At 68.6% G+C, this 26,091-nt stretch carries 30 protein-coding genes; 13 read left to right on the top strand and 17 right to left on the bottom strand.

Annotated features, from left to right (window positions below; translation table 11 throughout):
* The first annotated feature begins 1 nt into the window (after position 1).
* The 6 genes from EV649_RS14745 to EV649_RS14770 all read left to right on the top strand — a co-directional run bounded on the left by EV649_RS14745 (position 2) and on the right by EV649_RS14770 (position 5,080).
* Positions 2-1,267 carry a CBS domain-containing protein gene (locus EV649_RS14745; protein ID WP_130384011.1) on the top strand — a complete coding sequence of 422 codons (1,266 nt, stop codon included), beginning with the start codon at positions 2-4 and terminating at the stop codon, positions 1,265-1,267.
* Complete coding sequence (locus EV649_RS14750) at positions 1,257-1,790, top strand: DUF1003 domain-containing protein (protein WP_130384012.1); 534 nt, start codon at positions 1,257-1,259, stop codon at positions 1,788-1,790. The genes EV649_RS14745 and EV649_RS14750 overlap by 11 nt, the downstream gene beginning before the upstream one ends.
* Positions 1,791-1,830: 40 nt before the next feature.
* Complete coding sequence (htpX, locus tag EV649_RS14755; RefSeq protein WP_130384013.1) at positions 1,831-2,727, top strand: zinc metalloprotease HtpX; 897 nt, start codon at positions 1,831-1,833, stop codon at positions 2,725-2,727.
* 4 nt (positions 2,728-2,731) lie between these two features.
* On the top strand, positions 2,732-3,295 hold the full coding sequence (locus tag EV649_RS14760; RefSeq protein WP_130384014.1) for a hypothetical protein: 564 nt from the start codon (positions 2,732-2,734) through the stop codon (positions 3,293-3,295).
* Positions 3,296-3,374: 79 nt separating this feature from the next.
* Positions 3,375-4,520: an Mrp/NBP35 family ATP-binding protein gene (locus EV649_RS14765; RefSeq protein ID WP_130384015.1), complete on the top strand. Its 1,146-nt coding sequence runs from the start codon at positions 3,375-3,377 to the stop codon at positions 4,518-4,520.
* A 2-nt stretch (positions 4,521-4,522) separates the two neighbouring features.
* Entirely contained in the window at positions 4,523-5,080 is a 558-nt protein-coding gene (locus EV649_RS14770) for a GNAT family N-acetyltransferase (RefSeq protein ID WP_241998212.1), read from the top strand.
* Between the two features lie 15 nt (positions 5,081-5,095).
* Here the strand turns inward: EV649_RS14770 and EV649_RS14775 are convergent, their stop codons facing one another.
* The 7 genes from EV649_RS14775 to EV649_RS14805 all read right to left on the bottom strand — a co-directional run bounded on the left by EV649_RS14775 (position 5,096) and on the right by EV649_RS14805 (position 10,317).
* Entirely contained in the window at positions 5,096-5,431 is a 336-nt protein-coding gene (locus EV649_RS14775; protein WP_130384017.1) for a sec-independent translocase, read from the bottom strand.
* 68 nt (positions 5,432-5,499) lie between these two features.
* Positions 5,500-6,909 carry a trypsin-like peptidase domain-containing protein gene (locus EV649_RS14780; RefSeq protein WP_241998214.1) on the bottom strand — a complete coding sequence of 470 codons (1,410 nt, stop codon included), beginning with the start codon at positions 6,907-6,909 and terminating at the stop codon, positions 5,500-5,502.
* Positions 6,910-6,985: 76 nt separating this feature from the next.
* Complete coding sequence (locus EV649_RS14785; protein ID WP_130384018.1) at positions 6,986-8,062, bottom strand: sigma-E factor regulatory protein RseB domain-containing protein; 1,077 nt, start codon at positions 8,060-8,062, stop codon at positions 6,986-6,988.
* Positions 8,063-8,065: 3 nt separating this feature from the next.
* Entirely contained in the window at positions 8,066-8,668 is a 603-nt protein-coding gene (locus tag EV649_RS14790) for a zf-HC2 domain-containing protein (RefSeq protein WP_130384019.1), read from the bottom strand.
* On the bottom strand, positions 8,665-9,336 hold the full coding sequence (sigE, locus tag EV649_RS14795; RefSeq protein WP_130384020.1) for an RNA polymerase sigma factor SigE: 672 nt from the start codon (positions 9,334-9,336) through the stop codon (positions 8,665-8,667). Before sigE ends, EV649_RS14790 begins: the two co-directional genes overlap by 4 nt.
* A 150-nt stretch (positions 9,337-9,486) precedes the next feature.
* Positions 9,487-9,708 (bottom strand): biotin/lipoyl-binding carrier protein, encoded by a 222-nt coding sequence (locus tag EV649_RS14800; RefSeq protein WP_130384021.1) that lies wholly within the window; start codon positions 9,706-9,708, stop codon positions 9,487-9,489.
* A 63-nt stretch (positions 9,709-9,771) separates the two neighbouring features.
* Positions 9,772-10,317 (bottom strand): CGNR zinc finger domain-containing protein, encoded by a 546-nt coding sequence (locus tag EV649_RS14805; RefSeq protein ID WP_130384022.1) that lies wholly within the window; start codon positions 10,315-10,317, stop codon positions 9,772-9,774.
* 71 nt (positions 10,318-10,388) lie between these two features.
* Here EV649_RS14805 and EV649_RS14810 point away from each other — a divergent pair, with 71 nt between their 5' ends.
* Positions 10,389-11,555, top strand: coding sequence for an MFS transporter (locus EV649_RS14810; protein WP_241998215.1), 1,167 nt, complete (start codon positions 10,389-10,391; stop codon positions 11,553-11,555).
* Positions 11,545-12,135 carry a GNAT family N-acetyltransferase gene (locus EV649_RS14815; RefSeq protein ID WP_130384023.1) on the top strand — a complete coding sequence of 197 codons (591 nt, stop codon included), beginning with the start codon at positions 11,545-11,547 and terminating at the stop codon, positions 12,133-12,135. Before EV649_RS14810 ends, EV649_RS14815 begins: the two co-directional genes overlap by 11 nt.
* On the opposite strand, the gene EV649_RS14820 is transcribed toward EV649_RS14815, so the two are convergent.
* A complete protein-coding gene (locus EV649_RS14820; protein ID WP_241998217.1) occupies positions 12,122-12,985 on the bottom strand; it encodes an SIS domain-containing protein in 864 nt (287 codons plus the stop codon). The genes EV649_RS14815 and EV649_RS14820 overlap by 14 nt on opposite strands.
* A 119-nt stretch (positions 12,986-13,104) precedes the next feature.
* Here EV649_RS14820 and EV649_RS14825 point away from each other — a divergent pair, with 119 nt between their 5' ends.
* Complete coding sequence (locus EV649_RS14825) at positions 13,105-13,887, top strand: DeoR/GlpR family DNA-binding transcription regulator (protein ID WP_130384025.1); 783 nt, start codon at positions 13,105-13,107, stop codon at positions 13,885-13,887.
* A gap of 150 nt (positions 13,888-14,037) precedes the next feature.
* Positions 14,038-14,739 (top strand): O-methyltransferase, encoded by a 702-nt coding sequence (locus tag EV649_RS14830; RefSeq protein WP_130384026.1) that lies wholly within the window; start codon positions 14,038-14,040, stop codon positions 14,737-14,739.
* 3 nt (positions 14,740-14,742) lie between these two features.
* Here the strand turns inward: EV649_RS14830 and EV649_RS14835 are convergent, their stop codons facing one another.
* Genes EV649_RS14835 through glgC form a run of 8 tightly spaced genes read right to left on the bottom strand, consistent with a single transcriptional unit; the run spans position 14,743 to position 22,667 of the window.
* Positions 14,743-15,465, bottom strand: coding sequence for an alpha/beta hydrolase (locus EV649_RS14835; protein WP_130384027.1), 723 nt, complete (start codon positions 15,463-15,465; stop codon positions 14,743-14,745).
* Positions 15,462-16,457, bottom strand: a complete 996-nt coding sequence (locus EV649_RS14840) for an amidohydrolase family protein (protein WP_130384028.1) — start codon at positions 16,455-16,457, stop codon at positions 15,462-15,464. The genes EV649_RS14835 and EV649_RS14840 overlap by 4 nt, the downstream gene beginning before the upstream one ends.
* On the bottom strand, positions 16,454-16,969 hold the full coding sequence (locus tag EV649_RS14845; RefSeq protein WP_130384029.1) for a 3-hydroxyanthranilate 3,4-dioxygenase: 516 nt from the start codon (positions 16,967-16,969) through the stop codon (positions 16,454-16,456). The genes EV649_RS14840 and EV649_RS14845 overlap by 4 nt, the downstream gene beginning before the upstream one ends.
* 2 nt (positions 16,970-16,971) lie before the next feature.
* Complete coding sequence (locus tag EV649_RS14850; RefSeq protein ID WP_130384030.1) at positions 16,972-17,391, bottom strand: RidA family protein; 420 nt, start codon at positions 17,389-17,391, stop codon at positions 16,972-16,974.
* Positions 17,388-18,890: a 2-hydroxymuconic semialdehyde dehydrogenase gene (locus tag EV649_RS14855; protein WP_130384031.1), complete on the bottom strand. Its 1,503-nt coding sequence runs from the start codon at positions 18,888-18,890 to the stop codon at positions 17,388-17,390. Before EV649_RS14855 ends, EV649_RS14850 begins: the two co-directional genes overlap by 4 nt.
* Positions 18,887-20,185, bottom strand: a complete 1,299-nt coding sequence (locus EV649_RS14860; RefSeq protein ID WP_130384032.1) for an NAD(P)/FAD-dependent oxidoreductase — start codon at positions 20,183-20,185, stop codon at positions 18,887-18,889. The genes EV649_RS14855 and EV649_RS14860 overlap by 4 nt, the downstream gene beginning before the upstream one ends.
* Positions 20,182-21,411, bottom strand: coding sequence for a kynureninase (gene kynU, locus EV649_RS14865; RefSeq protein ID WP_130384033.1), 1,230 nt, complete (start codon positions 21,409-21,411; stop codon positions 20,182-20,184). The genes EV649_RS14860 and kynU overlap by 4 nt, the downstream gene beginning before the upstream one ends.
* Complete coding sequence (glgC, locus tag EV649_RS14870) at positions 21,408-22,667, bottom strand: glucose-1-phosphate adenylyltransferase (protein WP_130384034.1); 1,260 nt, start codon at positions 22,665-22,667, stop codon at positions 21,408-21,410. Before glgC ends, kynU begins: the two co-directional genes overlap by 4 nt.
* A 64-nt stretch (positions 22,668-22,731) precedes the next feature.
* Between glgC and EV649_RS14875 the strand changes: the two genes are divergently transcribed.
* From EV649_RS14875 to EV649_RS14885, 3 genes are all read left to right on the top strand, one after another.
* Positions 22,732-23,277: a GNAT family N-acetyltransferase gene (locus EV649_RS14875; protein WP_130384035.1), complete on the top strand. Its 546-nt coding sequence runs from the start codon at positions 22,732-22,734 to the stop codon at positions 23,275-23,277.
* A gap of 19 nt (positions 23,278-23,296) precedes the next feature.
* On the top strand, positions 23,297-24,454 hold the full coding sequence (gene glgA, locus EV649_RS14880) for a glycogen synthase (protein WP_130384036.1): 1,158 nt from the start codon (positions 23,297-23,299) through the stop codon (positions 24,452-24,454).
* A 334-nt stretch (positions 24,455-24,788) separates the two neighbouring features.
* The gene (locus EV649_RS14885; RefSeq protein WP_277875686.1) at positions 24,789-25,517 is read left to right on the top strand and encodes an oxidoreductase; all 729 of its coding nucleotides are present in this window, start codon (positions 24,789-24,791) and stop codon (positions 25,515-25,517) included.
* On the opposite strand, the gene EV649_RS14890 is transcribed toward EV649_RS14885, so the two are convergent.
* Positions 25,514-26,065 (bottom strand): TetR/AcrR family transcriptional regulator, encoded by a 552-nt coding sequence (locus EV649_RS14890; protein WP_130384037.1) that lies wholly within the window; start codon positions 26,063-26,065, stop codon positions 25,514-25,516. The two genes, EV649_RS14885 and EV649_RS14890, sit on opposite strands and share 4 nt — an antisense overlap.
* Between the last annotated feature and the right edge of the window lie 26 nt (positions 26,066-26,091).

Below are 26,091 nucleotides of genomic sequence, written 5' to 3' on the forward strand. Positions count from 1 at the left end.
CATGAGTGGATCACCGTCGCGGGTCTATGTCGCCCGGTTGGCGGGTCTGCCGGTGTACGACCCGAACGGGGACCAGGTCGGCAAGGTGCGGGACGTGGTCGCCATGATGCGTCAGGGCGACCAGCCGCCCCGCGTGCTCGGCCTGGTCGTCGAGGTGTTCACCCGGCGGCGCATCTTCCTGCCGATGACGCGAGTCACGTCGGTCGACGTCGGCCACGTCATCACGACCGGTCTGCTCAACATGCGGCGTTTCGAGCAGCGCACGACCGAGGTGCTTGTCCTGGGCGAGCTGCTCGACCGGACCGTCACCATTGCCGACGGCGCCACCGCGGTGGTGTTCGACATGGCGATGGAGCAGTGGCGGACCCGGGACTGGTTGCTGACCAAGGTGGCGGTCCGGGAGGGCTCCAAACGGTTCCGGAGCCGCGGACAGACCCACGTGCTCGACTGGAGCGACGTCAGTGGGTTCACCCAGGTCGAGGAGGGCCAGGGCGCGACGCACATCCTCGCCGCCTTCGAGTCGATGCGTGCCGCGGACCTGGCCGGCGTACTGCATGACCTGTCGGCCAAGCGGCGCAACGAGATCGCTGTCGCGTTGAACGACGAGCGGCTCGCCGACGTACTCGAGGAGCTGCCTGAGGACATCCAGGTCGAGATCCTCGCCGGTCTGGACACCGAACGGGCTGCAGACGTGCTGGAGGAGATGTCCCCGGATGACGCCGCAGACCTGATCGCTGAGCTGCCCACCGAGACAGCCGAGCGCCTGCTGACGCTGATGGAACCTGAGGAAGCAGAAGACGTACGGCGACTGCTGACCTACGAGGAGCGCACCGCTGGTGGCCTGATGACGTCGGAGCCGGTCATCCTGCCCGTGGACGCCACAGTGGCCGAGGCACTCGCCCGCGTACGCAACGCGGACCTGAGCCCTGCACTGGCCGCGATGATCTACGTGTGCCGGCCGCCGCTGGAAACGCCGACCGGGCGGTTCATCGGGATCGGCCACATCCAGCGGCTGCTGCGCGAGCCGCCGTCCGAGCTGGTGTCCGCCGTACTGGACACCGACCTGGACGGGCTGCGCCCGGACGACAGCCTGCAGACCGTCAGCAAGTACCTGGCGACGTACAACCTGGTCGCCGCGCCGGTGCTCGACGACGAGGGCCGGCTGATCGGAGCGGTGACGGTGGACGACGTCCTCGACCACCTGCTCCCGGACGACTGGCGAGAACACGACCACGCCGAGCAGGAGGGGGACCACGATGCCTCGTGACGACCGCCTGTCCACGGACGAGCGCCGGCTCTTCCGCGGTACGACGACGCGGCTCGACGTACCGCGCGACTGGAGACGGACCTTCGTACCGCGGCCGACGTACGACGCGGACGCGTTCGGCCGGCTGTCCGAACGGATCGCGCGCTTCCTCGGCACCGGGCGGTTCCTGGTCTACATGACCGCGACGATCCTGTTCTGGGTCGCCTGGAACATCTTCGCGCCGGAGAGCGTGCGCTTCGACCAGTACCCGTTCATCTTCCTCACGCTGGCGCTCAGCCTGCAGGCGTCGTACGCCGCTCCGCTCATCCTGCTCGCCCAGAACCGGCAGGAGGCCCGCGACCGGGTGCAGTACGAGCGCGACCGCGACGTCGACACCCGGACCCGGGCCGACATGGAGTTCCTGGCCCGCGAGGTGGCGGCGCTACGGATGGCCGTCGGCGAGGTCGCCACCCGTGACTTCCTGCGTTCCGAGCTCCGTTCCCTGCTCGCCGACCTCGACACTCGCGAGGAAGACCGGGTTTGACTGCGAGCTACTCTCGCTAGCAGGTGAGGAAGGACGTGGGATGAAGACTCGATTCGCGCCTGATCGCGGGCTGTCCAGCCGGATGGTGGTCACGAGTTTCCTGCTCGGGCTGCTGTACGTCGGCTTCGTGGCGCTGCTGATCGCGCTGACCAAGAGCGCGGTGCTGGCCGTGCTGATCGCCGGCGGCATGCTCTTCGTGCAGTACTGGTTCTCCGACCGGATCGCGCTGTTCGCGATGCACGGCAAGATCGTCACGCCCGAGGAGGCGCCGCAGCTGCACGGCGCGATCGACCGCCTGTGCGCGCTGGCCGACATGCCGAAGCCGCGGGTCGCGATCGCGGACGTCGACCTGCCGAACGCGTTCGCCACCGGCCGCAACCCGAAGAACGCCGTCGTCTGCGTGACCACCGGCATCATGCGCCGCCTGGACGCCGACGAACTGGAGGGCGTGCTGGCGCACGAGCTCTCACACGTCGCGCACCGGGACGTCGCGGTGATGACGATCGCGTCGTTCCTCGGCGTACTCGCCGGCCTGATCACCCGCTTCGGCCTGTACGGCGGCCTCGGCCGGGGGAACCGGGATCAGAACGCGGCGGTGATCATGCTGACGATCATCGGGGTCTCCATCGCTGTGTACGCCATCTCGTTCGTGCTCACCCGGGCGCTGTCGCGGTACCGCGAACTGGCCGCGGACCGGGCCGGGGCGATGCTGACCGGCAGACCCTCGACGCTGGCGTCCGCACTGACCAAGATCAGCGGGGACATCGCGCAGATACCGTCGCGCGACCTGCGCCAGGCGCAGGCGTTCAACGCGTTCTTCTTCGCGCCGGCCATCTCCGGCAAGAGCGTCTCGTCGCTGTTCTCGACCCACCCGTCGCTCGAGACACGCCTCGACCGCCTCGGTACGCTCTCCCGCGAGCTGGGCGAGCAAGCTTAGACACATGGGCCTTCTCGATATCTTGCTCGGCCGGAGTAAAGCCGTCCCGCCGAACCTCGACCAGCTGTTCTCGCTTCCGTCGGCCGCGATCACCCTGGAGACCGCGGCCGGCTTCCGTCCGACGGGCAGCGGCTCGGTCTGCTTCAAGGCGGCCGAGGGCGGTGGGTTCACCACGCTCCGCGAGGAGGTCGACAACCTGCTCGCGTTGGACAACGGCAAGTTCACCAGTACGACGGACTCGTACGGCTTCACCTGGCTGGTCCGGCAGACGGCCCCCGACGACCTGGAGACCCTGGTCACCGACCTGCACGCCGTCAACACGTCCCTCGTCGACGCCGGCTTCGGCAACGCGCTGCTCTGCACCCTGGTCGCCTTCACCAACGGCACCCAGTCCGTCGGACTCGTCTACCTCTACAAACGCGGCTCCTGGTACCCGTTCGTCCCCGTCGGCACCGACCGCCGCGACAACGCCCAGGAACTCCAGATCAAGTCCGTCGTCGGCGCAGACCTGAACTTCGAATCGGACCTCTCCCGCTGGTTCCCGATCTACGGCGCACCGGGCCTCTAGAAAGTAAGGCTTGCCTTCCCGGGCCTACGTCACATGGACCGTGGTCGGGTCGATGTGGGTGAGCACGTAGCCTGGGGGCATGGCTCCCACTGCTGATCAGGTGACCACGGCGCTCGGTGGCGTAATGGATCCGGAGATCAAGAAGCCGATCACGGATCTGGGGATGGTCGAGACCGTCGCCGTCCGCGAGGACGGCGTGGTCGCCGTACGCATCCTGCTGACCGTCGCCGGCTGTCCGATGAAGGACACGCTGCGCCGGGACATCACTGCCGCGGTGAACAAACTGGACGGTGTCACCGGGGTCGAGATCGACCTGGGTGTGATGTCGGCCGAGCAGCGGGCGGCCCTGCAGACGCAGCTGCGCGGTGGTGTGGCCGAGAAGGAGATCCCGTTCTCCCGGCCGGACTCGCTGACCAAGGTGTTCGCGATCGCGTCCGGCAAGGGTGGCGTCGGCAAGTCGTCGGTGACCGTGAACCTGGCGGTCGCGATGGCCCGCCAGGGCCTGTCGGTCGGCGTCCTGGACGCGGACATCTATGGACACTCGGTGCCGGCGATGATGGGGGTCGCCGACGAGCGGCCGACCGCGGTGGACGACATGATCATGCCGGTGCCCGCGCACGGCGTGAAGGTGATCTCGATCGGCATGCTGAAGCCGAAGCGCGACCAGGTAGTCGCATGGCGCGGGCCGATCCTCGACCGCGCGCTGGTCCAGATGCTCGCGGACGTGTACTGGGGCGACCTCGACGTACTGCTCCTCGACCTGCCGCCCGGCACCGGTGACATCGCGATCTCCGTCGGCCAGCGGCTGACCAGCGCCGAGGTGATCGTCGTGACGACCCCGCAGGAGGCGGCCGCGGAGGTGGCCGAGCGGGCCGGCACGATGGCGCAGATGGTGCACCAGCGGGTGGCCGGCGTGGTCGAGAACATGTCGTTCCTGCCCTGCCCGCACTGCGGTCCCGAGCACCGCATCGAGATCTTCGGCACCGGCGGCGGTACGCGCGTCGCGGAGACCCTGTCCGCGCGCCTCGGCTACAACATCCCGCTGCTCGGCGAGATCCCGCTCGACGAGCGCCTCCGCGCCGGCGGCGACCTCGGCCAGCCGCTCGTGGCCGCCGACCCCGACACCGCCGCCGCACAGGTCCTCGACAAGATCGCCTCGACGCTGGGCGGCAAGCCCCGCGGCCTCCTCGGCCGCCAACTCGGCCTCTCCCCCGCGGGCCGCTGACAGTGGACCACCCCGTCCTCGACACGGCGCGTCTGCGGTTGCGGAAGTGGCGGGAGGACGAGGCGGTACGGATCTCCGCGGCTCGCACCAACCAGGCGACCGCGCATTTCCTGCCGTTCATCCCGCAGCCGTTCACGGTGGAGGACGCGCGGTTCTGGCTGAAGGACCTGGCCGAGCAGGCAGCGGCCGGCAAACGGTTCAACTGGTGCGTGGCGGACGCCGGGACCGATCAGGGACTGGGCAACATCACGCTGTTCGGAATCCATGCCCGCGGCGCGGTCCGCGACGCCGAGGTGGGCTACTGGATGCATCCCGAGGCGCAGGGCGGCGGGGTGATGACCGAGGCGATCCAGCGGGTCGCCCAGTGGTACTTCGCTCCGCCGAACGCCGGCGGCTTCGGCGGCCGGCGGATCTTCATCCGTACGGCGGCCACCAACACGGCAGCCCGCCGTACCGCGGAGAAGGCCGGCTTCCGCCACGTCGGCACCGAGCGCGCCGCCTTCGAGATCGGCAGCCACGTCGACGACAAGGTCACCTACGACCTACTGATCACCGACTGACCAGATCGGGCCGGATCAGGTCGACTCGGGGTCGTACGGCGGCTTGGCGCCGGCCGGGAGGCGTTGCGGGGTGCTGTCGGCGAAGTCGGCGACGGGCTTGTCGTCGTCGTCCATCGGCTCGAGCAGGTGCTTGCGGACGAAGTTCTTCGGGTTCAGGTCCTGCAGCTCGAGGTCGGCGTACTCCGGGCCGAGCTCGTTGCGCAGGTCGTTCTGCGCGTTGGTCACCATCTGACGGACCTGCCGCAGCAGGCGTCCCGCCGTACGGGCGAACTCCGGCAGCCGGTCCGGTCCGAAAACGAGTACGGCGACGATCGCGATCACGACCAGTTCGAGTGGCCCGATGCCGAACATGTCCCCACCTCACTTCTGTACATCGCCTCAGACGCCGACCAGGGTATCCCGAGTCCGGTCATGCAGTGTCAGCCGATCTGCTGGGCGAGAGTGAGCGTAACCGTTCGGGACCGCCCGCTGCGCTCGAACGCGAGCCGCACGGCCTCCCCCGGCTGGTGGGTGCGGATCGCGACGATCAGCACCTCGGCGCTGTCCACCGGATCGCTGTTGATCGAGGTGATCACGTCACCGACCCGCAGACCGGCCTTCGCGGCCGGCGAGTTGGCGTTCACCATGCTCACCCGGGCACCACCCTCGAACTGCATGTCCACCTGCGCCCCGATCACCGGGTACGACGCCCTGCCGGTGGCGATCAACTGCTGGGCGGTCCGCCGGGCCTGGTCGATCGGGATCGCGAACCCGAGCCCGATGCTCCCGCTCTGGCCCTCCGCGGAACCGCGGACGGTGGCGATCGCGGAGTTCACCCCGATCACCTTCGCGTTCATGTCGACCAGCGGCCCGCCGGAGTTGCCCGGGTTGATCGCCGCGTCGGTCTGCAGCGCGCTGATGTACGACGCGGCCTCCGCGGGATCGTCGCCGGTCGTCACCGGGCGGTTCTTCGCCGAGATGATGCCCGAGGTGACCGTGCCGGCCAGCCCGAGCGGCGAGCCGATCGCGACCACGTCCTGCCCGACGACTGCCTGGTCCGACCGGCCGAACTGCACCGAAGGCGCGGTCAGGCCGGCCACCTGCACGACGGCCAGGTCGTACGCCGGGGAGCGGCCGACGAGCCGTGCGGTTGCGGTCTTGTTGTCGTTCGTGACGACCTGGATCGAGCCACCCTTGGCCGCGGCCGCGACGACGTGGTTGTTGGTCAGGATGTGCCCGGCGTTGTCGATCACGAAGCCGGACCCAGTGGCGTCGGAGTTGTCCGAGCCCTCGACCTTCAGCTGCACAACGCTCGGCAGCAGGGTCGCAGCGACCGCGGACACCGAGCCGGTGCGGATCTTCGGGTCCGCGCCGGTGCCGACCGGCGGCTCCGGCTGCTGCGCGACCGGGGTGTTGTTGCCGCTGAGCGCGACGACGGCCGTGGCCGCACCGGCGCCCGCCAGGACACCGATGACCAGCGCAACCAGAGCGGCGATGGTGACGACCCGGTTGAGCTTCTGCGGCTCCGACGCGTACGAGCGGGCCTGCTGCTGGTGCCAGTCGGCCGGTGGCGGCGGCACGTACGCAGGCCGGTACTGCGGTTGCTCGGTCGGCCAGGCCTGTCCCTGGTACACCGGGCGGAAGGTCTGCTGCTGCGGCTCCGGACGCCCGAAGCTGCGCTGAGAGGTGGACCGGCCACCGTTCGTCTGCCGGTATGCCGCATCCGAGCCGGGGGTCTGCAGCGGCATCGCGCCCGCTCCGGGAGCAGGCGGGGTCAACCCGGTCAGGGCCGCGGTCGGTTCCGCGTTCGCCGGGTTCGGAACTGTCGGCTCGGCGTCGTCGCTCGTCACGGTGCCCGCCTCACGTCGTCGTCGTGGTCGTCGATGGAGCCCTCCGGAGGTAACCGGGAGAGACTTCCATCTTTGATTATCCCAGCTTCGGCGACAGTGCACCCATCGGAGTGAGCCAGGTCGCGATTTTGGCCAGCCCGGTGCCCAGTCGCTGGATCGCGCTCAGCTCGACGGGCAGCTCGTGCGGGAAGGATCTGACCACCTGTCCGAGCTGGTCAGGGGGCAGGTCCCCGATCAGCGTGTAGACGATTCCACCGGACGACCAGACGACGTACGACGGCATGCCGTACCGAACGTACACGCCCGGGCTGTCCGTACTGCTGAAGCCTTCTACCGCGGCTGGGTCCAGCGTGCCGCGTTGCTCGAACAGCGAGACGTTGAACAGCCCGTCGGAGTACGAGAACTGCAGAGAGCCGTTGCTGGTGTCCTGGTGGACGTCGTACAGCTTGAGCGACGCAGGCAGCTCCGGCGCGCAGACCCAACCCTCGGAACGCAGGTTGTCGACCTTGCCCATGCCGAGCGCTTCGACGCCGCTGGGCACCGTCGGCGGCAGGTGGCCGAGGAACTCGGAGCCCTCGATCTCCAGCTCGGTGAATACGGTGGCGCGCACCATCGTCTTGCCGTCCGCACTGAACAGCTGACGCTGCAGCAGCAGTCCGGTCGCCTTGTCGATCCAGAACTTCGCCGCCAGCGTCTGGTCGTCCCGCAACGCCTCCACGAGCACAGCGGTCCGGCCGATCAGGTCGGTGCAGCACTTGTCAACCAGCTGGTACGTCGCCCGCAGCAACGCCAGCGGTCCGCCGTCAATGGCGGCGTCCGTGGTGGTGGCGCGCTGCACGAACGCCTTCGCACCGGGCGCGGACGAACCGAGCACGCTGATCTCAGAGCCCTGTGACGCCGCGTGCAGGATGTCCAGCATCGCGGAACTGGAGCCCTGCGGTCCCCAGGCGGTGATGATCTGCGTGCCGTGGTACGAGATCTGGTTCGGCGCGACGGCCGCCCGCTGAAGCCAGCTGACCGCCGTCGGTGAGTCCGCCTTCGACAGCGCCGGCTCCAGCGTCGGCAACAGGGCCGGGACCGCAGCGGCGGACGTGGGCAGGCCGAAGCCGATCAGGGCGGTGCCGACCAGGACGGCGAGCCGGGAGAGGCTCACCGGTCAGCGTCCTGTCAGGGCCACCGGGCGCAGCGTCGGGTTCAACCCGGCGTACCCCGCACCGTTGTAGGAGTTCAGCAGCGCGACCGGGTCAGCGAACGGCGCTCCGCCGCTGGTGCTCGCGTGGTCGGACGAGAAGCTCGCCACCGGCGGCTGCAGCGTCGGCGGCTGCTCCGAGCGGGACGGGTCGCCGACGACGAACGCCGTACCGAGCAGGGAGGCGACCGCGGCAGCTGAGCCCGCTGCGCCCAGGACACCGCTGCGACGGCGGGAGCGGGTGCCGCGGGCGGCTCCTGGTCGGGTGCCACCTGTGCGCCCGGCCGGGAACGCGGACCGCTGCGGGAACAGGTTGACCGGCGTGACGACCGGGCGGACCTCTTCCCTTGGCTCGGTCGAGAACGACGAGACGCCCATCAGGCGCTGCATCAGGTCGGTCGACGGATCCGGCGACTCCAGCGCGGCGATCCGCGCCTTCAGCCGCCGCTGCGCGTCCACCTCGGACCGGCAGGTGTCGCAGCCGACCAGGTGGCTCAGGACCTTGTCACGGGAGTCGTGGTCGAGCTGGCCGTCGACCACGGCACTCAGCTTGTCCAGCGGGTGCGTCATGCGAGGTCACCTCCGTCGCCGAAGAGGCCGCCGTCGACCGGCGGGCCGCCGACCCGGGTCTGGCCGGACCGCGGGGCCCGGTGCTCCAGGTGCTTACGCAGCATCGACCGGCCGCGGTGGATGCGGCTGCGGACGGTGCCGAGCTTCACGTCCAGGACGTCCGCGATCTCGTCGTACGTCATGCCCTCGATGTCGCACAGCACCACCGCCGCGCGGAAGTCCTCGGGCAGCGCGTCGAGCGCGTCCTGTACGTCGTGGTCGAACAGGTCGGAGTCGAGCTTCTCGGCCGGGCCCTCGCCCTTGGCCGGGAGCCGGTCGTGCGCGTCCTCGGGCAGGCCGTCGAAGCGGATCCGCTGCTTGCGGCGGGCGCCGTCCAGGAACAGGTTCGTGGTGATCCGGTAGAGCCAGCCCTCGAACGTCCCCGGCGTGTAGGACGACAGCGAGCGGAAGACCCGGACGAAAACTTCCTGGGTCAGGTCCTCGGCGTCGTGCTTGTTACCGGTCAGCCGATAGGCCAGCCGGTAGACGCGGGCGGAGTGCGTGCGGACGATCTCGTCCCACGACGGCAGTGCGTCCGGCACCTGCTGGGGTGCGGGGACCGTCGACGTGTCGAACGGCTTCACCGCAACGCCTCCCTGGGTCCTCTCGGCAATAAGCGTGAAGGCCATGGTGCCGCGGTCACCGTCCTCTGCGCACGTCGGGAGAACCCGGGTTCGACCCTGAGTTCCTCGTACGACGGCTCAACGCGGCGCTCCGGCCGGAAGTTCCCGGCCGGTGCCTTCATTACACAAGACGCGTGAGAGGTCATTTCGGTTGAGCTACTTCTCCTCGATGACGGCGATCGGGTCGCCGTCGCGGACGACCTCACCCTCGACGACCTTCAGTTCGGTGATGGTGCCGGCCACCTCGGCCAGCACCGGGATCTCCATCTTCATCGACTCCAGGATGACAAGCGTGTCGTCCGGGCCCACCGTGTCTCCGGCCTTGGCGGTGACCTTCAGCACGTTGGCCACCAGCTCGGCCAGCACGGTGTGACTCAACTCGCGCTCCTCCCATTCCCGGAATCCCCACCCCGATCCTAGGCGTGGCAGGCCAGGACTGAGCTACTGGGCGTCGGCCGGGTGCTGCCGGGCCCGGTACGACGCGACGCGCGTCCGGCTCGAGCACCGCGGTGTGCAGAACCTCCGCGGCCGCTTCTCCGCCGCATTGGCGAACACCCGCTCGCAGTCCACTGCCGCACAGACCCCGAGGGCCTCGAACCCGTGACCGGCCGCGAACGTCGCCAGCCCGAGCGCAGTCGTTGCCGCCAGCCAATCGGCCCAGGTGGCTCCCGGCTTCGCCACATGCAGGTGCCACGGCGACCCGTCGTGGTCGGACAGATACGGGCGTACGGCGTACTCCTCGAGCAACTCGTTGAGCATCCGGGCCGCTGCGCGCGGGTCGGCATGGAAGACCTCACGGACCCGCGCCCGGACCTCACGGACCGCGACCAGGTCGTCCTCGTCCAGCGTGATCGGATCCGACTCACCATGCTCGAGGAGGAACGCGCGTATGTCGGCCGGCGCTGTCAACTGCTCCGGCTCGCGGGTGCGCGTGTTGACGAGGTCGACCGCGAGCCGCACCCGTCGGTCCGGCGTCAGAATATCCACTGGACTCCTTCCGTAACGCCTTTATTATCGTAACGCGTAACAGCTATCTTTGCGTTACAGGAGGTTCGGGCGTGGCGAGCTACTACTTGGCGGCGACACTGGCCCGGCTTGCCGACGAGATGGTCGCGTTCACGCTGGTCTTGCTGGTGCTGGAGCGAACGGACAGTCCAGCGCTCGCGGGGATCACCGGGGCTGCTTATGCGCTCCCGGCGGTCGCAACCGGGCCTCTGCTCGGTGCATGGCTGGACAGGACGCCGTACCGGCGAAGTGCGCTCGCACTCAACCAGGCTGTGCTCGGCGTGGTCATGCTCAGCCTGCTGGCCGTAGTCGGCCACAGCGCGCACTGGATCACACCGGCGCTCGCAGCAGTCGCCGGCGCAACGCTGCCGATGGTCAGCGGCGGATTCACCAGCATGCTGCCGAGCCTGGTCCCATCAGAGCGACTGGCCCGCGCCAACTCGTTCGAGGCCGCGAGCTTCGGTGCCGCAACCATCACCGGCCCCGCGACCGCTGCCACGATCGCAGCCACCCTGTCGGTGGAAGTCGCGGTCGTAGTGATCGCCGTGGCGGCAGCCCTCAGCATCTGCGCCATCAGCCGCCTGCCTGCCCTGCCATCGTTGCAGACCGCTGGAGAACCCTTCCTGCCCGCTGTCCTGGCCGGTCTGACGCACCTGGTCCGCACACCGCGGCTGCGTGCCTCCACTGTGACCACGACCCTGCTGATGGGGGCCACTGGCATCCTGCTGATCGCCCTGCCGCTGCACATGGCTTCACTCGGCATGCCCAAGTCAGCGGCTGGCTATCTGTGGACGGCGATCGAACTCGGCAGCGTCACCACCGCGCTCCTGCTGACTCGCCTCCAAAACCGCTGGCGCCCTGAGCAGGTCGTCATCGTGTCGGTCGCGGTCTACGGCGTCGCCCTGACCACCTGGCCACTGGCGACCAGCTTCGCCGTCCTCCTGGTCGTGGCCTTTGTCAGTGGTCTCCTGGAAGGCCCCACCCTCCCTGCCATGTTCGCCGCCCGCCAGCAGTACAGCCCGGAGTCCTTGCAAGGCCGAGTCAGCACCACAGCGGCCAGCCTCCGAGTCGGCGCCGCCGCGATCGGCCAAGCCACCGGCGGCCTTCTGGTCCCGGCTATCGGCACCCACCAGGCCCTGCTGGTCGTCGCCGTCGCCCTGCTCGCAGCCGCCGGCCTCGGCGCAGCCACCTCGAGAAAGGCACCGCTGCATGTCTCTTGACGCCTGGGTCCACGGCTGGACCATCTCCCGCAGTACTGCGCCACCAGTGAAGCTCGGGAGTGGTTACCGAATCGACGTGGGCCTGCCCGGTCACCAGGTCCGCTACGTCTTACCGAAGTACGACGTTGGTCTGGTCGACGGGCTCGGGGAGCCGGACACCTGGCTCAAGATCTGCGGACAGGTCTCGCTGGGCGCGCCGTGGCAGGTCCAGCCAGCCGAGTACCTGATGACGAGTCGGCTGAGCAGCACAGACTCGAGTTTGGCCGCGTCGTACGAGTTAGAGAGTGTGCGGCGGGGCAGCCTGGTCGACGTTGTCGTGCACGCCGCCGACGGCTCGGTGGCAGCGCGCGGGAAGGCGGCGCTCACGGGAGAGGCTGCTGTCTTCGACCAGATCGAGACGTCTCCGCAGCACCGGCGGCGCGGGCTCGGCCGCAGTGTCATGGCTGCTCTGTCCGCCGCAACACAGTACGCCGGTGCGACCACCGGCGTACTGGTTGCGACTGAAGAGGGGCGAGCGCTCTACACCGCGCTGGGGTGGACGCTCGAGTCCCCGATGACTGCTGCGGTCAGTCGAGGATGACGGAGCGGGAGAGGCTGCGCGGCTGGTCGGGGTTGAGGCCCAGAGCCAGGGACTTGGCGACTGCGACCCGCTGGGCGACGACGAGGGACGCCATCGGGTCGAGGTCGGCGTGGTGGACGATGGTCGCGCCGGTGGCCTTGACGTCGTCCAGCAGGCCCGCCGGCGGCTCGCCGAAGACCCAGACGCCGCGGCCGGGCTGCGCGATCGCGATCGGGCCGTGCCGGTAGTCCATCGCCGGGTACGCCTCGGTCCACGCCGATGCGGCCTCACGCTGCTTGAGTCCGGCCTCGTGCGCCAGGCCAACGGTCCACCGGGTGCCGAGGTACGTGACCTGCTCGAGCTTGGCCAGGTCGTCGACGTCGATGGTCAGTGCGGTCTGAGCGTCCGCAGCGGCCTTCGAGAGGTCCTCACCGAGCGACGCGCGCAGCAGCGCCAGTGTGGTGGTCGCGAACCGGGTCTGCACCACGGACTGCTCGTCGGCGAAGTCGAGCAGGATGGTCTTGTCAGCCAGCTCGACGATCGGCGAGTCCGGGGTCGCGGTGATCGCCACGGTCGGTACGTCGGTCGCGCGGATCAGGTCGAGCACCTCGGTCGTCGTACCGGAGCGGCTGATCACCACGACGGCGTCGTACGAACGACCCGCCGGGAACTCGGATCCGGCGAACGCGTCGGTCTCGCCCTGGCCGAGGTCCTCGCGCAGCGCGGCGTACGCCATCGCCATGAACCAGGAGGTGCCGCAGCCGACCGCCGCGACCCGCTGACCGGCCTGCGGAAGTGCACCGCCGTACTGCGCGAAACCGTCCGAGACCTGCCGCCAAAGGTCCGGCTGAGTGGCGATCTCAGTGCTCACAAATGGCTGCTGCGTCATGTCGTCTCCGCACTTGTCATGGTCGAAACTGCTCGAACGTGATCGAATGGTGCCAACCAGCCGCCACCGGGCTGACCGATTGTGTGAAGGAGGAGCCCCGGGTGAAGCGTTATGAACGCCTCAACACCTTGCTCGAGTCGCTCGCCGAAAAAGGCGCCATCGACGTCGACGAGCTCGCCGAGCAGTTGCATGTGTCCGCGGCCACGATCAGGCGTGACCTGGACCATCTCGGCAAGCAGCAGCTCCTCACCCGGACCCGCGGCGGCGCGGTCGCCAACGCGGTGTCGTACGACCTGCCGCTGCGCTACAAGACTGCGCGTTTCGCGTCCGAGAAGCAGCGAATCGCGCAAGCGGCGGCCACGCTGGTGCGTCGCGGCATGGTGATCGGGATGAACGGCGGGACCACCATCTCCGAGGTGGCGCGGACGCTGGCGACCCGGCCGGAGCTGTCCGCGGAGCACGGTGAGCCGGCGTTCACACTCGTCACCAACGCGCTGAACATCGCCAACGAGCTGATCGTCCGGCCGCACGTGAAGATGGTGCTGACCGGCGGCGTCGCGCGGCCGCAGTCCTACGAGATGATCGGCCCGCTGTCGCACCGGATCCTGTCCGACCTGTCGCTGGACATCGCCTTCATCGGTGTCGACGGGATCGACGAGACCGGCGCCACCGCTCATCACGAGGGCGAGGCGAACATCAACCAGCTGATCGTCAGCCGGGCCGCGAAGGTGGTCGTGGTGGCCGACTCCTCCAAGCTCGGGCAGCGGGCCTTCGCCCGGATCTGCGAGCTGAGCGAGATCGACACGCTCGTCACCGACGCCCAGGCCGACGAGTCGCAGCTCGCCGTCTTCAAAGAAGCCGGCATCGACGTCATCCGCGCCTGATCCCACTCCACACACCTCCCTCAACAGGTGAGTCACGTCTCCAAGCAACGATCATATCTGATCACCGCAAGGTTGTTATGAGCAAGAGTGCGCAACCTCCGCGCGTGCATCACGGAAAGCGGACCTCCAGCCGCTAGGCTTCGGTTCAGCATGGGTACCGCAGCCGCACACCACTCCGCCGACCACTCGGCCGATCATTGGGAGGACGCCATCGCCACCGGCATCGACCCGACGTCCTGGGCGTACGCCGAGGACTACACCGGTGAGGACGAGGTCGTCACCGGTGCGCGGGCGAGCGCCGCGGACAGCGGTGTCGCCCCGATCGGCCCCGGCGCGGCCGCCGCACTGAGCCTGCTCGCCGCCGGCGTGGGCGCGAAGGCGGTCGTCGAGATCGGCACCGGGACCGGCGTCTCCGGGCTCGCGCTGCTGCGCGGCATGCGCGCCGACGGCACGCTCACCACGGTCGACATCGACGCGGAGAACCAGCGGCTCGCGCGCAAGACGTTCCTGGACGCCGGCGTCGCGTCGAACCGGTTCCGCCTGATCGCCGGCGCCGGGCTGGACGTCGTCACCCGGCTCACCGACGGTCACTACGACCTGGTCTTCTGCGACGCGGACCGCCGCGAGAACACGGCGTACCTGCACGAGGCACTCCGCCTGCTCCGCCCCGGCGGCATCGTCGCCTTCGCCGGCATCCTCACCGCCGGCCGAGTAGCCGACCCGGCCCGCCGCGACCCCGACACCATGGCCCTCCGAGACCTGATCCGCGCCGTCCGAGATGACGACAACCTGGTCTCAGCCCTCCTCCCCACCTCCGAAGGCCTCCTAACCGCCGCCAAACGCCTGAAGTAGCCGCTAGCTGGTCAGGCGGGTTAGTTCGGTGGTTACTTCGTGCCAGGGGTCGGTTTGGGGATCGATCAGTTCGTAGTGGCCGCTGTGGGGGACGCGGTGGAAGTGGGCGGTGGGGTGGGCGGTGAAGTAGGACTCGGTGATGGTGATGGGGACGACTGTGTCGTGGGTGCCGTGGATGAGGGTTACCGGGGCTATAGAGGCCGGGAGGTGGGCCGGGTCCAGGTCGTTGCGGACGCCGCCGCCGATGAAGTCCTGTACGGCGCCCTCGCCTATGTGCTCGCGGTCAGCCTTCAGGAGGTCGGCTACGGGGGCCAGGGCGACCACACCGCGCAGCCTGACCGGGTTGAGCGTCGACGCGGCCCACAGCGCGAGCTGGCCACCGGCGGAGTGCCCCATGAGCACGTAGCCCGCGTGCACGTCCACCAGGTCGGGTAGCGCGTCCAGCGCCGTACGGATGTCACTGGTCGTCGCGTCGGGGTTGCCGGGCTCGCGGCGGTACTCCAGGGACAGGACCGGCCAGCCGAGGTCGGACAGCGCTGCGCCGAGCGAGCGGGCGTGCACCCGGTCGTACTGCGGCCGCCAGAACCCGCCGTGCAGGAACACCACGAGCGGCCGGTAGTCCTTCGCGTGCCAGTAGTCGATCACCTGGTCCGCGTGGTCGCCGTACCGCAACTCCTCGTCCGGCTCGGGCGCCTTACGCGACAGTACTGATCGGTCCTCACTCATTCAGACCTCCCGAGGTAGCGCAGGGCATTCAGAGTCAGCAGTTTGTGCTGCTGCTCCGCGGTCAGGAAGCCGGCCTTCCGCACCACCTCCCCGACCGGCCGCTCGCCCAGTGGATAGGGATAGTCACTGCCGACCAGAACGCGGTCTTCCCCCAAGGTATCGACAAGTAGCCGCAAAGGCGCTGATTCGAACACGACCGTGTCGACCAGGATCCGGTCCAGGTACGTCGACGGTGGGTGCTCGGAGCAACCACGGACGATGTCCCCGCGCCGGTGCCACGCGTTCTCCAGCCGCCCGAGCCAGAACGCGAAACTCCCGCCTCCGTGGGCGAAACAGATCCTCAAGGCAGGCGGCAACCGGTCGAACGCCCCGCCCAGGATCATCGCCAGCAACGACAGATGCGTCTCGGCCGGCATCCCGGTCAGCCAGCGCGCCATCCAGCGATCCAGCCGCGGCCCGCCCGGCATGTCCCACGGATGCACCAGCACCGGAGTACCGGTCTCCGCGCAATGGTTGAGGAAGGCAACAATTCCGGCGTCGTCGAGGTCCTTGTCACCGACATGGTTTCCGATCTCGACACCGACATGTCCGGCCGCGCGGCAACGGTCCAGTTCGGCGCAGGCCAGGTCCGGATCCTGCAGCGGCACCTGGCAGAACGGCACGAACCGGTCGTCACCGGCCAGCGTCTCCAAGGTCAGGTCGTTGAAGATCTCCGCCAGCTTGACGGCCTGCGCCGCCGGGCGTTCGTACCCGAAGAACACCGGGGTCGGCGACACCACCTGGAGATCGATGCCGTCGGCATCCATATCGGCACGCCGTACGGCGGGATCCCAAGCCTGCGGTCCGACCGGGCGGAACTCGGTCTCGCCGATCATGATCATCGCGGCTCGTTCGGAGTCGACCCGCAACCACGGCCAGCCGTCGCCGCCGCACGCGGCCGAAAGATCCGGCCACCCGTGCGGGACCAGATGAGTGTGGACGTCTACGGTCATTTACCCGGGTGCACCGTGCCGCATTCCGGGCAGGTCCGGGCGTCCTCGCTCTCGTAGAACGCTTTGAAGACGGGCGGCAGATCGGCGACGATGTCGGTCACCTGCAGCTCGACCTCGTGCACGATCGCGTTGCAGTTGGCGCAGTACCAGCGGAACTTCTCCAGTACGCCGGGTTCCCGGACTCGCTCGATCACCAGGCCGATCGAGTTCGGGCCGCGCTGCGGGGAGTGCGGCATGTTCCGGGGCAGCACCCACATCTCACCGGCGTTGACCGCGACCGTGGCCGGGCCGTCGTCGGTCATGACGTTGACCTTGAGCTCACCGGAGATCTGGTAGAAGAACTCCTCGTACGGGTCGACGTGGAAATCGGTGCGCTGATTCGGGCCGCCGACCACCATCGTGATGAAGTCGTCCCCGGTCGGGAATATCTGCTTGTTGCCGACCGGCGGCTTCAGCAGGTGCTTGTTCTCCTCGATCCACTGCGGAAAGTTGGTCGACTCCAAGTTCGCCATACCTACTCCTCCCTCGAATGTTGCGGGATCGCCGCAACAGCCTGGATTTCGATCAGCAGCTGGGGATGCGGCAGCTGATGTACTGCGACGGTCGTGCGCGAAGGCCCCGACTCGTCGAAGAACTCACCATAGATCTCGTTGTACCCCCCGAAGTCGTTCATCGACACCAGGTACGTCGTCACACTGACGAGGTCCTCCAACCCGGCCCCCACCGCCCCGAGCACATCCCGGATGTTCTCCAGCACCGCCCGCGTCTGCACCCGGATATCCAGCGCGACAGTCCCCATCGAGTCCACCGAGGCACCCGCGATCGAGTTGTCCGGCCGCCGGCTGGACGTCCCCGAAACGAACGCGAACCCACCCGCAACCTTCACATGCGGAAACCGCCCCCGCGGCGTCGCCTTCCCCGGTACGACGGTCATGAAAGCTCCACGCAGACGTTGGTGGTTTCGGTGTAGAAGTCCACCGAGTGCCGTCCACCTTCCCGGCCGACGCCCGACAACTTCACCCCGCCGAAGGGCGTGCGGAGATCGCGGAGGAACCAGGTGTTGACCCAGCACAACCCCACATCAAGCGCTGCACCGGCCCGGTGCGCCCGGCCGACGTCGCGGGTCCAGACGGTTGCCGCCAGCCCGTAGTCGGAGGAGTTGGCGAGGGCGTAGGCCTCTTCCTCGGTGTCGAAGGGCGCGATGTGGCAGATCGGCCCGAAGATCTCCTCGCGGTTGGTGCGAGCGTCGGCGCCAAGTCCGGTGACGACGGTGGGTTGCACGTAGCAACCGCCGTCTCGGGCATCGCCGAACGTCGGTACGCCGCCACCGGCCAGCACCTCGGCGCCTTCGGCCCGCGCGAGATCGTAGTACGACAGCACCTTGTCGCGGTGCTGTTTGGAGATCAGCGGCATGTTCATCGTGGCCTCGTCGGCGGGCCAGCCGTACGTCAAATCGTTCGCCCGCGCGGCGAGGCGCTCAGTGAACTCGTCGTACACGGATCGCTGCACATACAGGCGTTCCGTGCACAAGCAGACCTGCCCGCCGTTCGTGAAGACCGAGCGCACCGATCCCTCGACTGCGTCGTCCAACGAGCAGTCGGCGAAGATCAGGCCCGCGTTCTTCCCGCCGAGCTCGAAGGACACCGCCTTGACCCGATCCGCCGCCACCTTCGCGATCGCCGTACCGGTCGCCGACTCGCCTGTGAACGTGATCGAGTCCACGCCTGGGTGCCGAGTGAGGTACTCCCCCGCCGACGACGGGCCGAACCCGTGCACCAGATTGAAAACACCATCAGGTACGCCGGCCTCCGCCATCACCTCGGCGAGAACGGTCGCCGACGACGGCGTCTCCTCGGACGGTTTCACCACGACCGCGTTGCCGCAGGCAAGCGCCGGCGCGACCTTCCACGTGAGCAGCAACAACGGAAGATTCCACGGTACGACGATCGCGACCACACCGACCGGTTTCCGTACGGCGTAGTTCAACGCCCGCCGCCCGTCCGGGAGCACGGTCGTGTACGACTCGGTCGGCACCGTCGTCGCGAAATCCGCGAACGCACGGAAGTTCGCCGCACCGCGCGGGATGTCCAGCGTGCGCGCCTGGCTGATCGACTTCCCGGTGTCGCCGACCTCCGCCGCCACCAGATCCTCGAACCGCCGCTCCAGTTCGTCCGCGACCCGCCGCAGTACGACGGCCCGCTCCTGCTCACTCATCCGCCCCCACGGGCCACTCAACGCCTGCCGAGCAGCACCGACCGCGGCGTCCACAGTCGCCTCGTCGGCCTCACAGACATCGAAGATCTGCTCCCCTGTCACCGGCGAGATCTTCGCGAACCGCGAAGCGCTCTCCACAAAGGAACCGCCCACGAAATGCCGCAACAACCCCACTGAGCTGGGCTGTCCGGTCAGCAGCGAAGGCGACCACAGGCTCACCGCCGTCGCCTCCGAACAAGGCCGAGCAGGACCCCGGCCGACGCAACCGCTGCGGCGCCGAGCAACTGGTGCTGGCGGTGCACTCGGTGTTGGACCTCGGCGTACGGCGTGGTGGAGAAGGAGACGAGTTCGTAGCGGGAGACGTACGTGCCGGGGAGCAGTCGTTCCAGCAGATGCTCGACACGTTTCTGGAGGCGGAAGACCGGGGAGGCGACCTTGTCGCGCATCTCGACGAAATTGGCCAGCGCCATCTCGGCGATCGCCTCGGTGTTCTCGCGCCGTCGGGTCTCGAACAACGGCAGCGCCCGCGCCCACGAGCCGCCTGTGTCGTCCAGGCAGCGGTCCAGTTCGACCACGTCCTCGAAGGCGCAGTTCGCGCCCTGCCCGTAGAACGGCACGATCGCGTGCGCCGCGTCGCCGAGCAACGCCGTACGTCCGTGGGCCTGCCACGGCAGCGTGTGCACGGTCCCGAGGACGCCGACCGGGTTGTTGAGGTAGTCGTCGACCAGATCCGGTGCCAGCGGCAACAGATCGGGATAGTTCACCCGGAAGTGCTCCTCGATGGCGGTCGTCGACGTGAGCGCGTCGAACGACCCGGCCGGCCAGAAGAGCGTGCAGGTGAACGAGCGGTCCGGGTTCGGCAGGGCGATCATCATCGACGTACCGCGTGGCCAGATGTGCAGCGCGCCGGGATCGAGCGCGAACTCACCAGCAGCCGCCGGGATCGACAATTCCTTGTACCCGTAGTCGAGGAAATCCACGTCCTCCGCGACGACGCCCTCGGCAAGCAGTTGCTCACGCACCGCGGATCCGGCGCCGTCGGCCCCCAGCACCACGTCAGCCGCGACCGAAACCTTCCCGGACGGCGTCGCGAACACCATCTGCCCGGCGGCCGAATCCAGCTCCACGAGCCGGTGCTCGAATTCCACAGACACGCCAGGAGCCGCCGACGCCGCCGACAGCAACGCGTTGTTCAGAGCACCACGGCTGATCGAGTTGATCGCCCGGTCCCCGGAAGCCGAGTACGCCTGGAAGTCCAGCGGCCCCGACACGGGATGGATCATCCGGCCCTTCATCGGCAATGCGTCCGCCATCACCTCGTCGACCAGGCCGATCCGCCGCAGCGCGTCCAGCCCGCGTTCGGAGATCGCCAGGTTGATCGACCGGCCGCGTTCTTCCTGCGCGACCCGAGGATCCGGACGCCGCTCGTACAGCGTCACCGTCAGCCCGCGGCGCGCGAGAAAACATGCGAGCAGTGAACCGGTCAGTCCTGCGCCGACGATCGCGACCTTCATGCGATCACCTCGGCCAACGCCGCCCCGGCCCGCCAGCAGTCGTGGTACGTCGAGTACAACGGCACCGGCGCGAACCGCAGTACGTCGGGCTCCCGCGAGTCCGCGATCACGCCGTACTCGAACCGCAATCGCCGCGACAGCTCCCCGGCCCCGGGCACCCGCACGGACAACTGCGCACCACGTCGCGCCGGATCGGTCGGTGTGATGACCTCGAAACCGTCCAGCAGGTTCGATAGGTACGCCGTCAACCGCACACTCCGCTCCCGTAGTACCTCGATGCCGATCTTGTCGAAGATCTCCAGCGACGTCCGCACCGGGCTCATCGAGAAGATCGGCGGGTTCGACACCTGCCACGCGTCCGCGGTCGCCGGCGGACGGGACTCGGGCGTCATCTCGAACCGCGTCTTCGCGTCGGTGCTCCACCAGCCCTCGAACCGCGGCAGGTCCGCGCCGAGATGCCGTTCGTGCACGAACGCACCGGCGATCGCGCCCGGCCCGGAGTTCAGGTACTTGTACGAGCACCAGGCGGCGAAGTCCACGTCCCAGTCGTGCAACGCGAGCGGCACGTTCCCGGCCGCGTGCGCGAGGTCCCACCCGACGATCGCACCGGCCGTGTGACCGGCCTTCGTGATCGTGGGGATGTCCATCAGCTCACCGGTCAGGTAGTTCACGCCACCCAGCAGTACGAGCGCCACGTCGCCACCGAACTGCTCGACGACATCCGCCGTACGCAGACTGTGCTCCCCCGGTCGCGGCCGCAGCCGGATCACCGCGTCCTCCGCGTCGTACCCGTGGAACTCGACCTGCGACCGTACGGCATAACTGTCCGAGGGGAACGCCGAGTCCTCGATGACGATCCGGTGCCGGGACCGCGTCGGCCGGTAGAACGACACCATCAACAGGTGCAGGTTGACGGTGAGCGTGTTCATCACGACCGTCTCGCTCGGCAACGCGCCGACGAGCCGCGCCGCGGGACCGGTCAGCAGCTCGTGGTACGGCAACCAGGGCCGGCCGGCGTCCAGATGCCCTTCGACCCCGAGCGCCGCCCACGAATCCAGGTCCTCGAGCAGCTCGGACCGGGTCGCCTTCGGGCGCAGGCCGAGCGAGTTCCCGGCGAAGTACGCCACCTCCGGGTAGTCGCCACCCTGTGCCGGCGGTACGTCGAACAGCTCCCGGTGCCCCGGATCGTTGGCATCGAGCTCGCGCGCCGCAGCCTCCGTGATCACGCCTCGGCAACCTCGTCGGCGGCGCCCTTCGGTGCCTCGATCACTTGCCCCTTGCCGAGCACCGTCACGCCGCCCTTGGACACCGTGAACCCGCGTTCCCGGTCGTAGTCCTGGTCGACGCCGATCTCGGTGCCGTCCGGGACCACGATGTTCTTGTCCAGGATCACGTTCTTCAGGACGACGTCCTTGCCGATCTTGCAGTTGTCCATGATCACGGAGTACTGGATGTCGGCGCCGGCGCTGACGATCACGTTCGACCCGAGCACCGAGTGGTCCACGTGCGCGCCGGACACGATCGAGCCCTGGCAGACGATCGACTCGCCGACCGTCGCGTCGTCGGTGAACTTCGCGCCCGGCAGCTGCGGGTGTGAGGTGAAGATCGGCCAGTCGTTGTTGTAGAGGTTGAACACCGGCTGGATCGACACGAGGTCCATGTGCGCCTCGTGGTACGAGTCCAGCGACCCGACGTCCCGCCAGTACGAGTGGTCCCGGTCGAGCGCACCCGGTACGTCGTTGTCCTTGAAGTCGTAGACGCCCGCCTTGCCCTCGGCAACCATCATCGGGACGATGTCGCCGCCCATGTCGTGCCGCGACGCCGGGTTGGCCGCGTCCCTGCGCAGCGCCTCGACCAGAACATCGGCGCTGAACACGTAGTTGCCCATCGAGGCGAAGGTCTCGTCCGGTGAGTCCGGCAGGCCCGGCGGGTCGGCCGGCTTCTCCAGGAACTCCTCGATGGAGTGCCCGTCCGCGCCGGTCTTGATCACGCCGAACTCCGACGCCTCGGCCCGCGGCACCCGGATCCCGGCCACGGTGGCGCCGTTGCCGCGCTCGATGTGCGCGGCGACCATCTGCGAGGCGTCCATCCGGTAGACGTGGTCGGCGCCGAACACCACGATGATGTCGGGCTGGAAGTCGTCGATCAGGTTCATCGACTGGTAGATCGCGTCGGCGCTGCCCTGGTACCACTGCGGTCCGAGCCGTTGCTGAGCCGGGACGCAGCTGACGAAGTTGCCCAGCAGGGTGGACATCCGCCAGGTGACGGTCACATGCCGGTCCAGCGAGTGGGATTTGTACTGCGTCAGCACGAACAGGTTGCGGATCCCCGCATTGACCAAGTTCGACAGCACGAAATCGATGAGGCGATAACTGCCGCCGAACGGCACGGCCGGTTTGGCCCGGTCCGCCGTCAGCGGCATCAACCGCTTCCCCTCACCACCGGCCAGCACGATTCCGAGAACTCTGGGCGCCTTTGCCATGTCCGCACCTTAGCTCCGACGACCCGCGGACATAAGCGTTTGCGCGCGTCGCAACACTGGAAGGATGCCGATCCTCGTCGTACCGACCACTGCCGTTCACCGATCGTTTCTCGCGGCCTGGGACGAGCTCGGTCCGGATCATGAGCGGTGGATGGGTGCGCGGTCGATCGCCGGCGCCGAGGAGGAGTGGACCCGTGGGCAGGCGGCGGATCCCGCCGAGTTCGCCCGTCTGGTGGACGCGATCAGGACGGAGGCCGAGCCGGAGACCGAACTGGCGGCCGGCCTCGTGCACCAGACCGTGCTGTGGTTCGTGGACGGCGTCGAGTTCCTCGGCCGGCTCTCGATCCGCCACGACCTGACGCCGGCGCTCATCGAGGTCGGCGGGCACATCGGGTACTGCGTCCGCCCGTCGGCCCGGCGGCGCGGGTACGCGACCCAGATGCTCACCCAGTCGCTCCCGATCGCCGGTGTTCTCGGCATCGAGCCGGCCCTGGTCACCTGCGACGTCGACAATGCCGGATCGCGCAAGGTGATCGAGGCAGCTGGTGGCGAACTGGAAGACGAACGACACGGAAAGCTGCGCTTCTGGGTGCCGACACACGTCAGTTGATGACCTATCGTCGGGCGGTATGAAGGTCGCCATCCTGACGCGTGAGTTTCCTCCGGACGTGTACGGCGGGGCCGGTGTGCACGTGGACTTCCTGGTCCGCGAACTGCGCCGGCTGATCGACGTCGACGTACAGTGCATGGGCGAGCCCCGGAAGGGCGCGACCGCGCATTCCGAGGACGACCCGCGGATCCCGAACGCGAACGCGGCGCTGCGCATCCTCTCCACCGACCTGACCATGACCGCGGCGGTCGGCGAGGCGGACCTGGTGCACTCGCACACCTGGTACGCGAACATGGCGGGGCATTGGGCCAAGCTGCTGTACGACGTACCGCATGTGGTGACCGCACACTCGCTGGAGCCGCGCCGCCCGTGGAAGGCCGAGCAGCTCGGCGGTGGGTACCGGCTGTCGAGCTGGGCCGAGCGGACCTCGTACGAGGCGGCCGATGCGGTCGTCGCGGTGAGCCGCGGTATGCGGACCGACGTACTCGACTGCTACCCGTCGATCGACCCGGCCAAGGTGCACGTGATCTCGAACGGGATCGACGCGGACTTCTACCGGCCGGATCCGTCGACGCATGTGCTCGAGCGGCTCGGCGTCGACCTGAACCGTCCGTACGTCACGTTCGTCGGCCGGATCACGCGGCAGAAGGGCGTGCCGCACCTGCTCCGCGCGGGGCTGCGTCTGGATCCGTCCGTGCAGCTCGTCCTGCTGGCCGGCGCCGCCGACACAGTGGAGCTGAAGGCCGAGACCGACGCGCTGATCGACGACCTGAAGCTGGCCCGCGACGGCGTGTTCGTGGTCTCCGAGATGCTGCCGCGTGAGGAAGTCCGGCAGGTGCTGACGCACGCGCTGGCGTTCTGCTGCCCGTCGATCTACGAGCCGCTCGGCATCGTCAACCTGGAGGCGATGGCCTGTGAGACCGCGGTCGTCGCCAGCGCGGTCGGCGGCATCCCCGAGGTCGTCGACGACGGCGTGACCGGCACCCTGGTCCCGTACGACGAGAACGACCCGGACACCTTCGAGCGCGGTCTCGCGGACGGGATCAACGCGCTGGTCAACGATCCTTCTCGAGCTGACGCGATGGGGAAGGCAGGACGAGACCGCGCGGTCTCCGAGTTCGGCTGGGACGCCGTCGCGCAACGCACCGTCGAGCTGTACAACAGCCTGCTCGCGTAGCCGACCCGGAGGTTGTCCGACCAGCCGTTGATCAGCTCGACGATGCTCGCCGGCGGCTGCTCGATCCGAGCTCGCGGTCTGGTCGCCGACCGCTCGCGTTCTCCATGACGTCCACGGTAGACCGGGCACGCCGGCGCAGCCTGGGTCCTGTCACTCCCAGGAACAGCGAGGTACTCCCTGTTCCGCGCGCGCCGACGAACAGTGGAGACATGACGAACTCAACCATCACCCTCGCCGAGGACCTGACCATCACCCGGATGGGGTACGGCGCGATGCAACTCGCCGGCCAGGCGTCTTCGGACCGCCCAAGGACCGCGACCAGGCGATCGCCGTACTGCGGGAGGCCGTCGCACTCGGCGTCACCCACATCGACACCAGCGACTTCTACGGGCCGACCGTGGTCAACGAAATCATCAAGGAGGCGCTGCACCCGTACCCGGCGGACCTGGTCCTGGTCACCAAGGTCGGCGCCCGGCGCGGCGACGACGCCAGCTGGATCCCGGACCTCTCACCGAACGCGCTGCGAGCCCAGGTCCACGACAACCTCGAGCACCTCGGCCTCGAGGTCCTCGACGTGGTCAATCTCCGCAGCATGGCGCACGAAGGCCACAGCGAGGAGTCGATCGCGGAGTCGTTCACCGCGCTGGCCGAGCTCCAGCAGCAGGGCCTCATCAAGCACCTCGGCCTGAGCAGCGTGACGATCCCGCAGATCCGTGAGGCGCAGGCGATCGCGCCGATCGTGACCATCCAGAACCTGTACAACCTGGTGAACCGCGATGACGACGACGTGGTCGAGTACGCCGCGGAGAACAACATCGCGTTCGCGTCCTTCTTCCCGCTCGGCGGATTCACCCCGCTCCAGTCCGAAACGCTGGCGAAGGTCGCGGCCCGTCTGGACGCCACCCCGCAGCAGGTCGCCCTCGCCTGGCTCCTCCAGCGCTCCGCGACCAGCGTCGTCATCCCCGGTACGTCGTCACTGGCCCATCTGCGCGAGAACATCGCCGCACGCGACCTCGTCCTCCCCGCCGACGCCGTCACCGAACTCGACTCGATCGGCGCCTAGCCGAGTTCGCGCTGGAGCATGTGGATGAGGGCGTCGACGTCGGACTCGACCATGGGTTCGCCGGTCATGCCCATGCGGTGCAGCAGCGTGCCGATAACGACGTCGATGAAGAACAGGACGCGCTGCTCGGACAGACCGAGCGACTCGGTGAGCACCTGGCGGTACGGGTCCTGGAGCTGCGTGGAAAGGATCTCGCGCAGGCCAGGATCGCCGATCGCGTCGGTGAACACCCCGGCGAACGCCGCCGCGACGCCAGGCTCCGCGATCCGCCGCGCACCGAAGCGGACCGCGGCGGTCACGTCCTCCTCGCGAGCACTGCCGGCCAGCGGGAGCGGGCCGAAGGCGTCCACCAGGCAGGCGGTGACGAGCGCGCCCTTGGACGGCCAGCGCCGGTAGATCGTCGTCTTCGCGATCCCGGCCGCCGCGGCGATCCGATCGACCGTGGCCCGGGTGTACCCGAGCTCGTGAACCGTCCGCAGCGTCGCCGCGAACACCTCGGCGTCGACGCTGGAACGGGGCCGGCCGGGCGGTCGCGTCGTGGAAGCCATCGGCACAGCATAGCGAGTTATGCTAC

Origin of the sequence: Kribbella sp. VKM Ac-2569, assembly GCF_004216905.1 — a bacterium.
In the GTDB taxonomy this organism is placed as follows: domain Bacteria; phylum Actinomycetota; class Actinomycetes; order Propionibacteriales; family Kribbellaceae; genus Kribbella.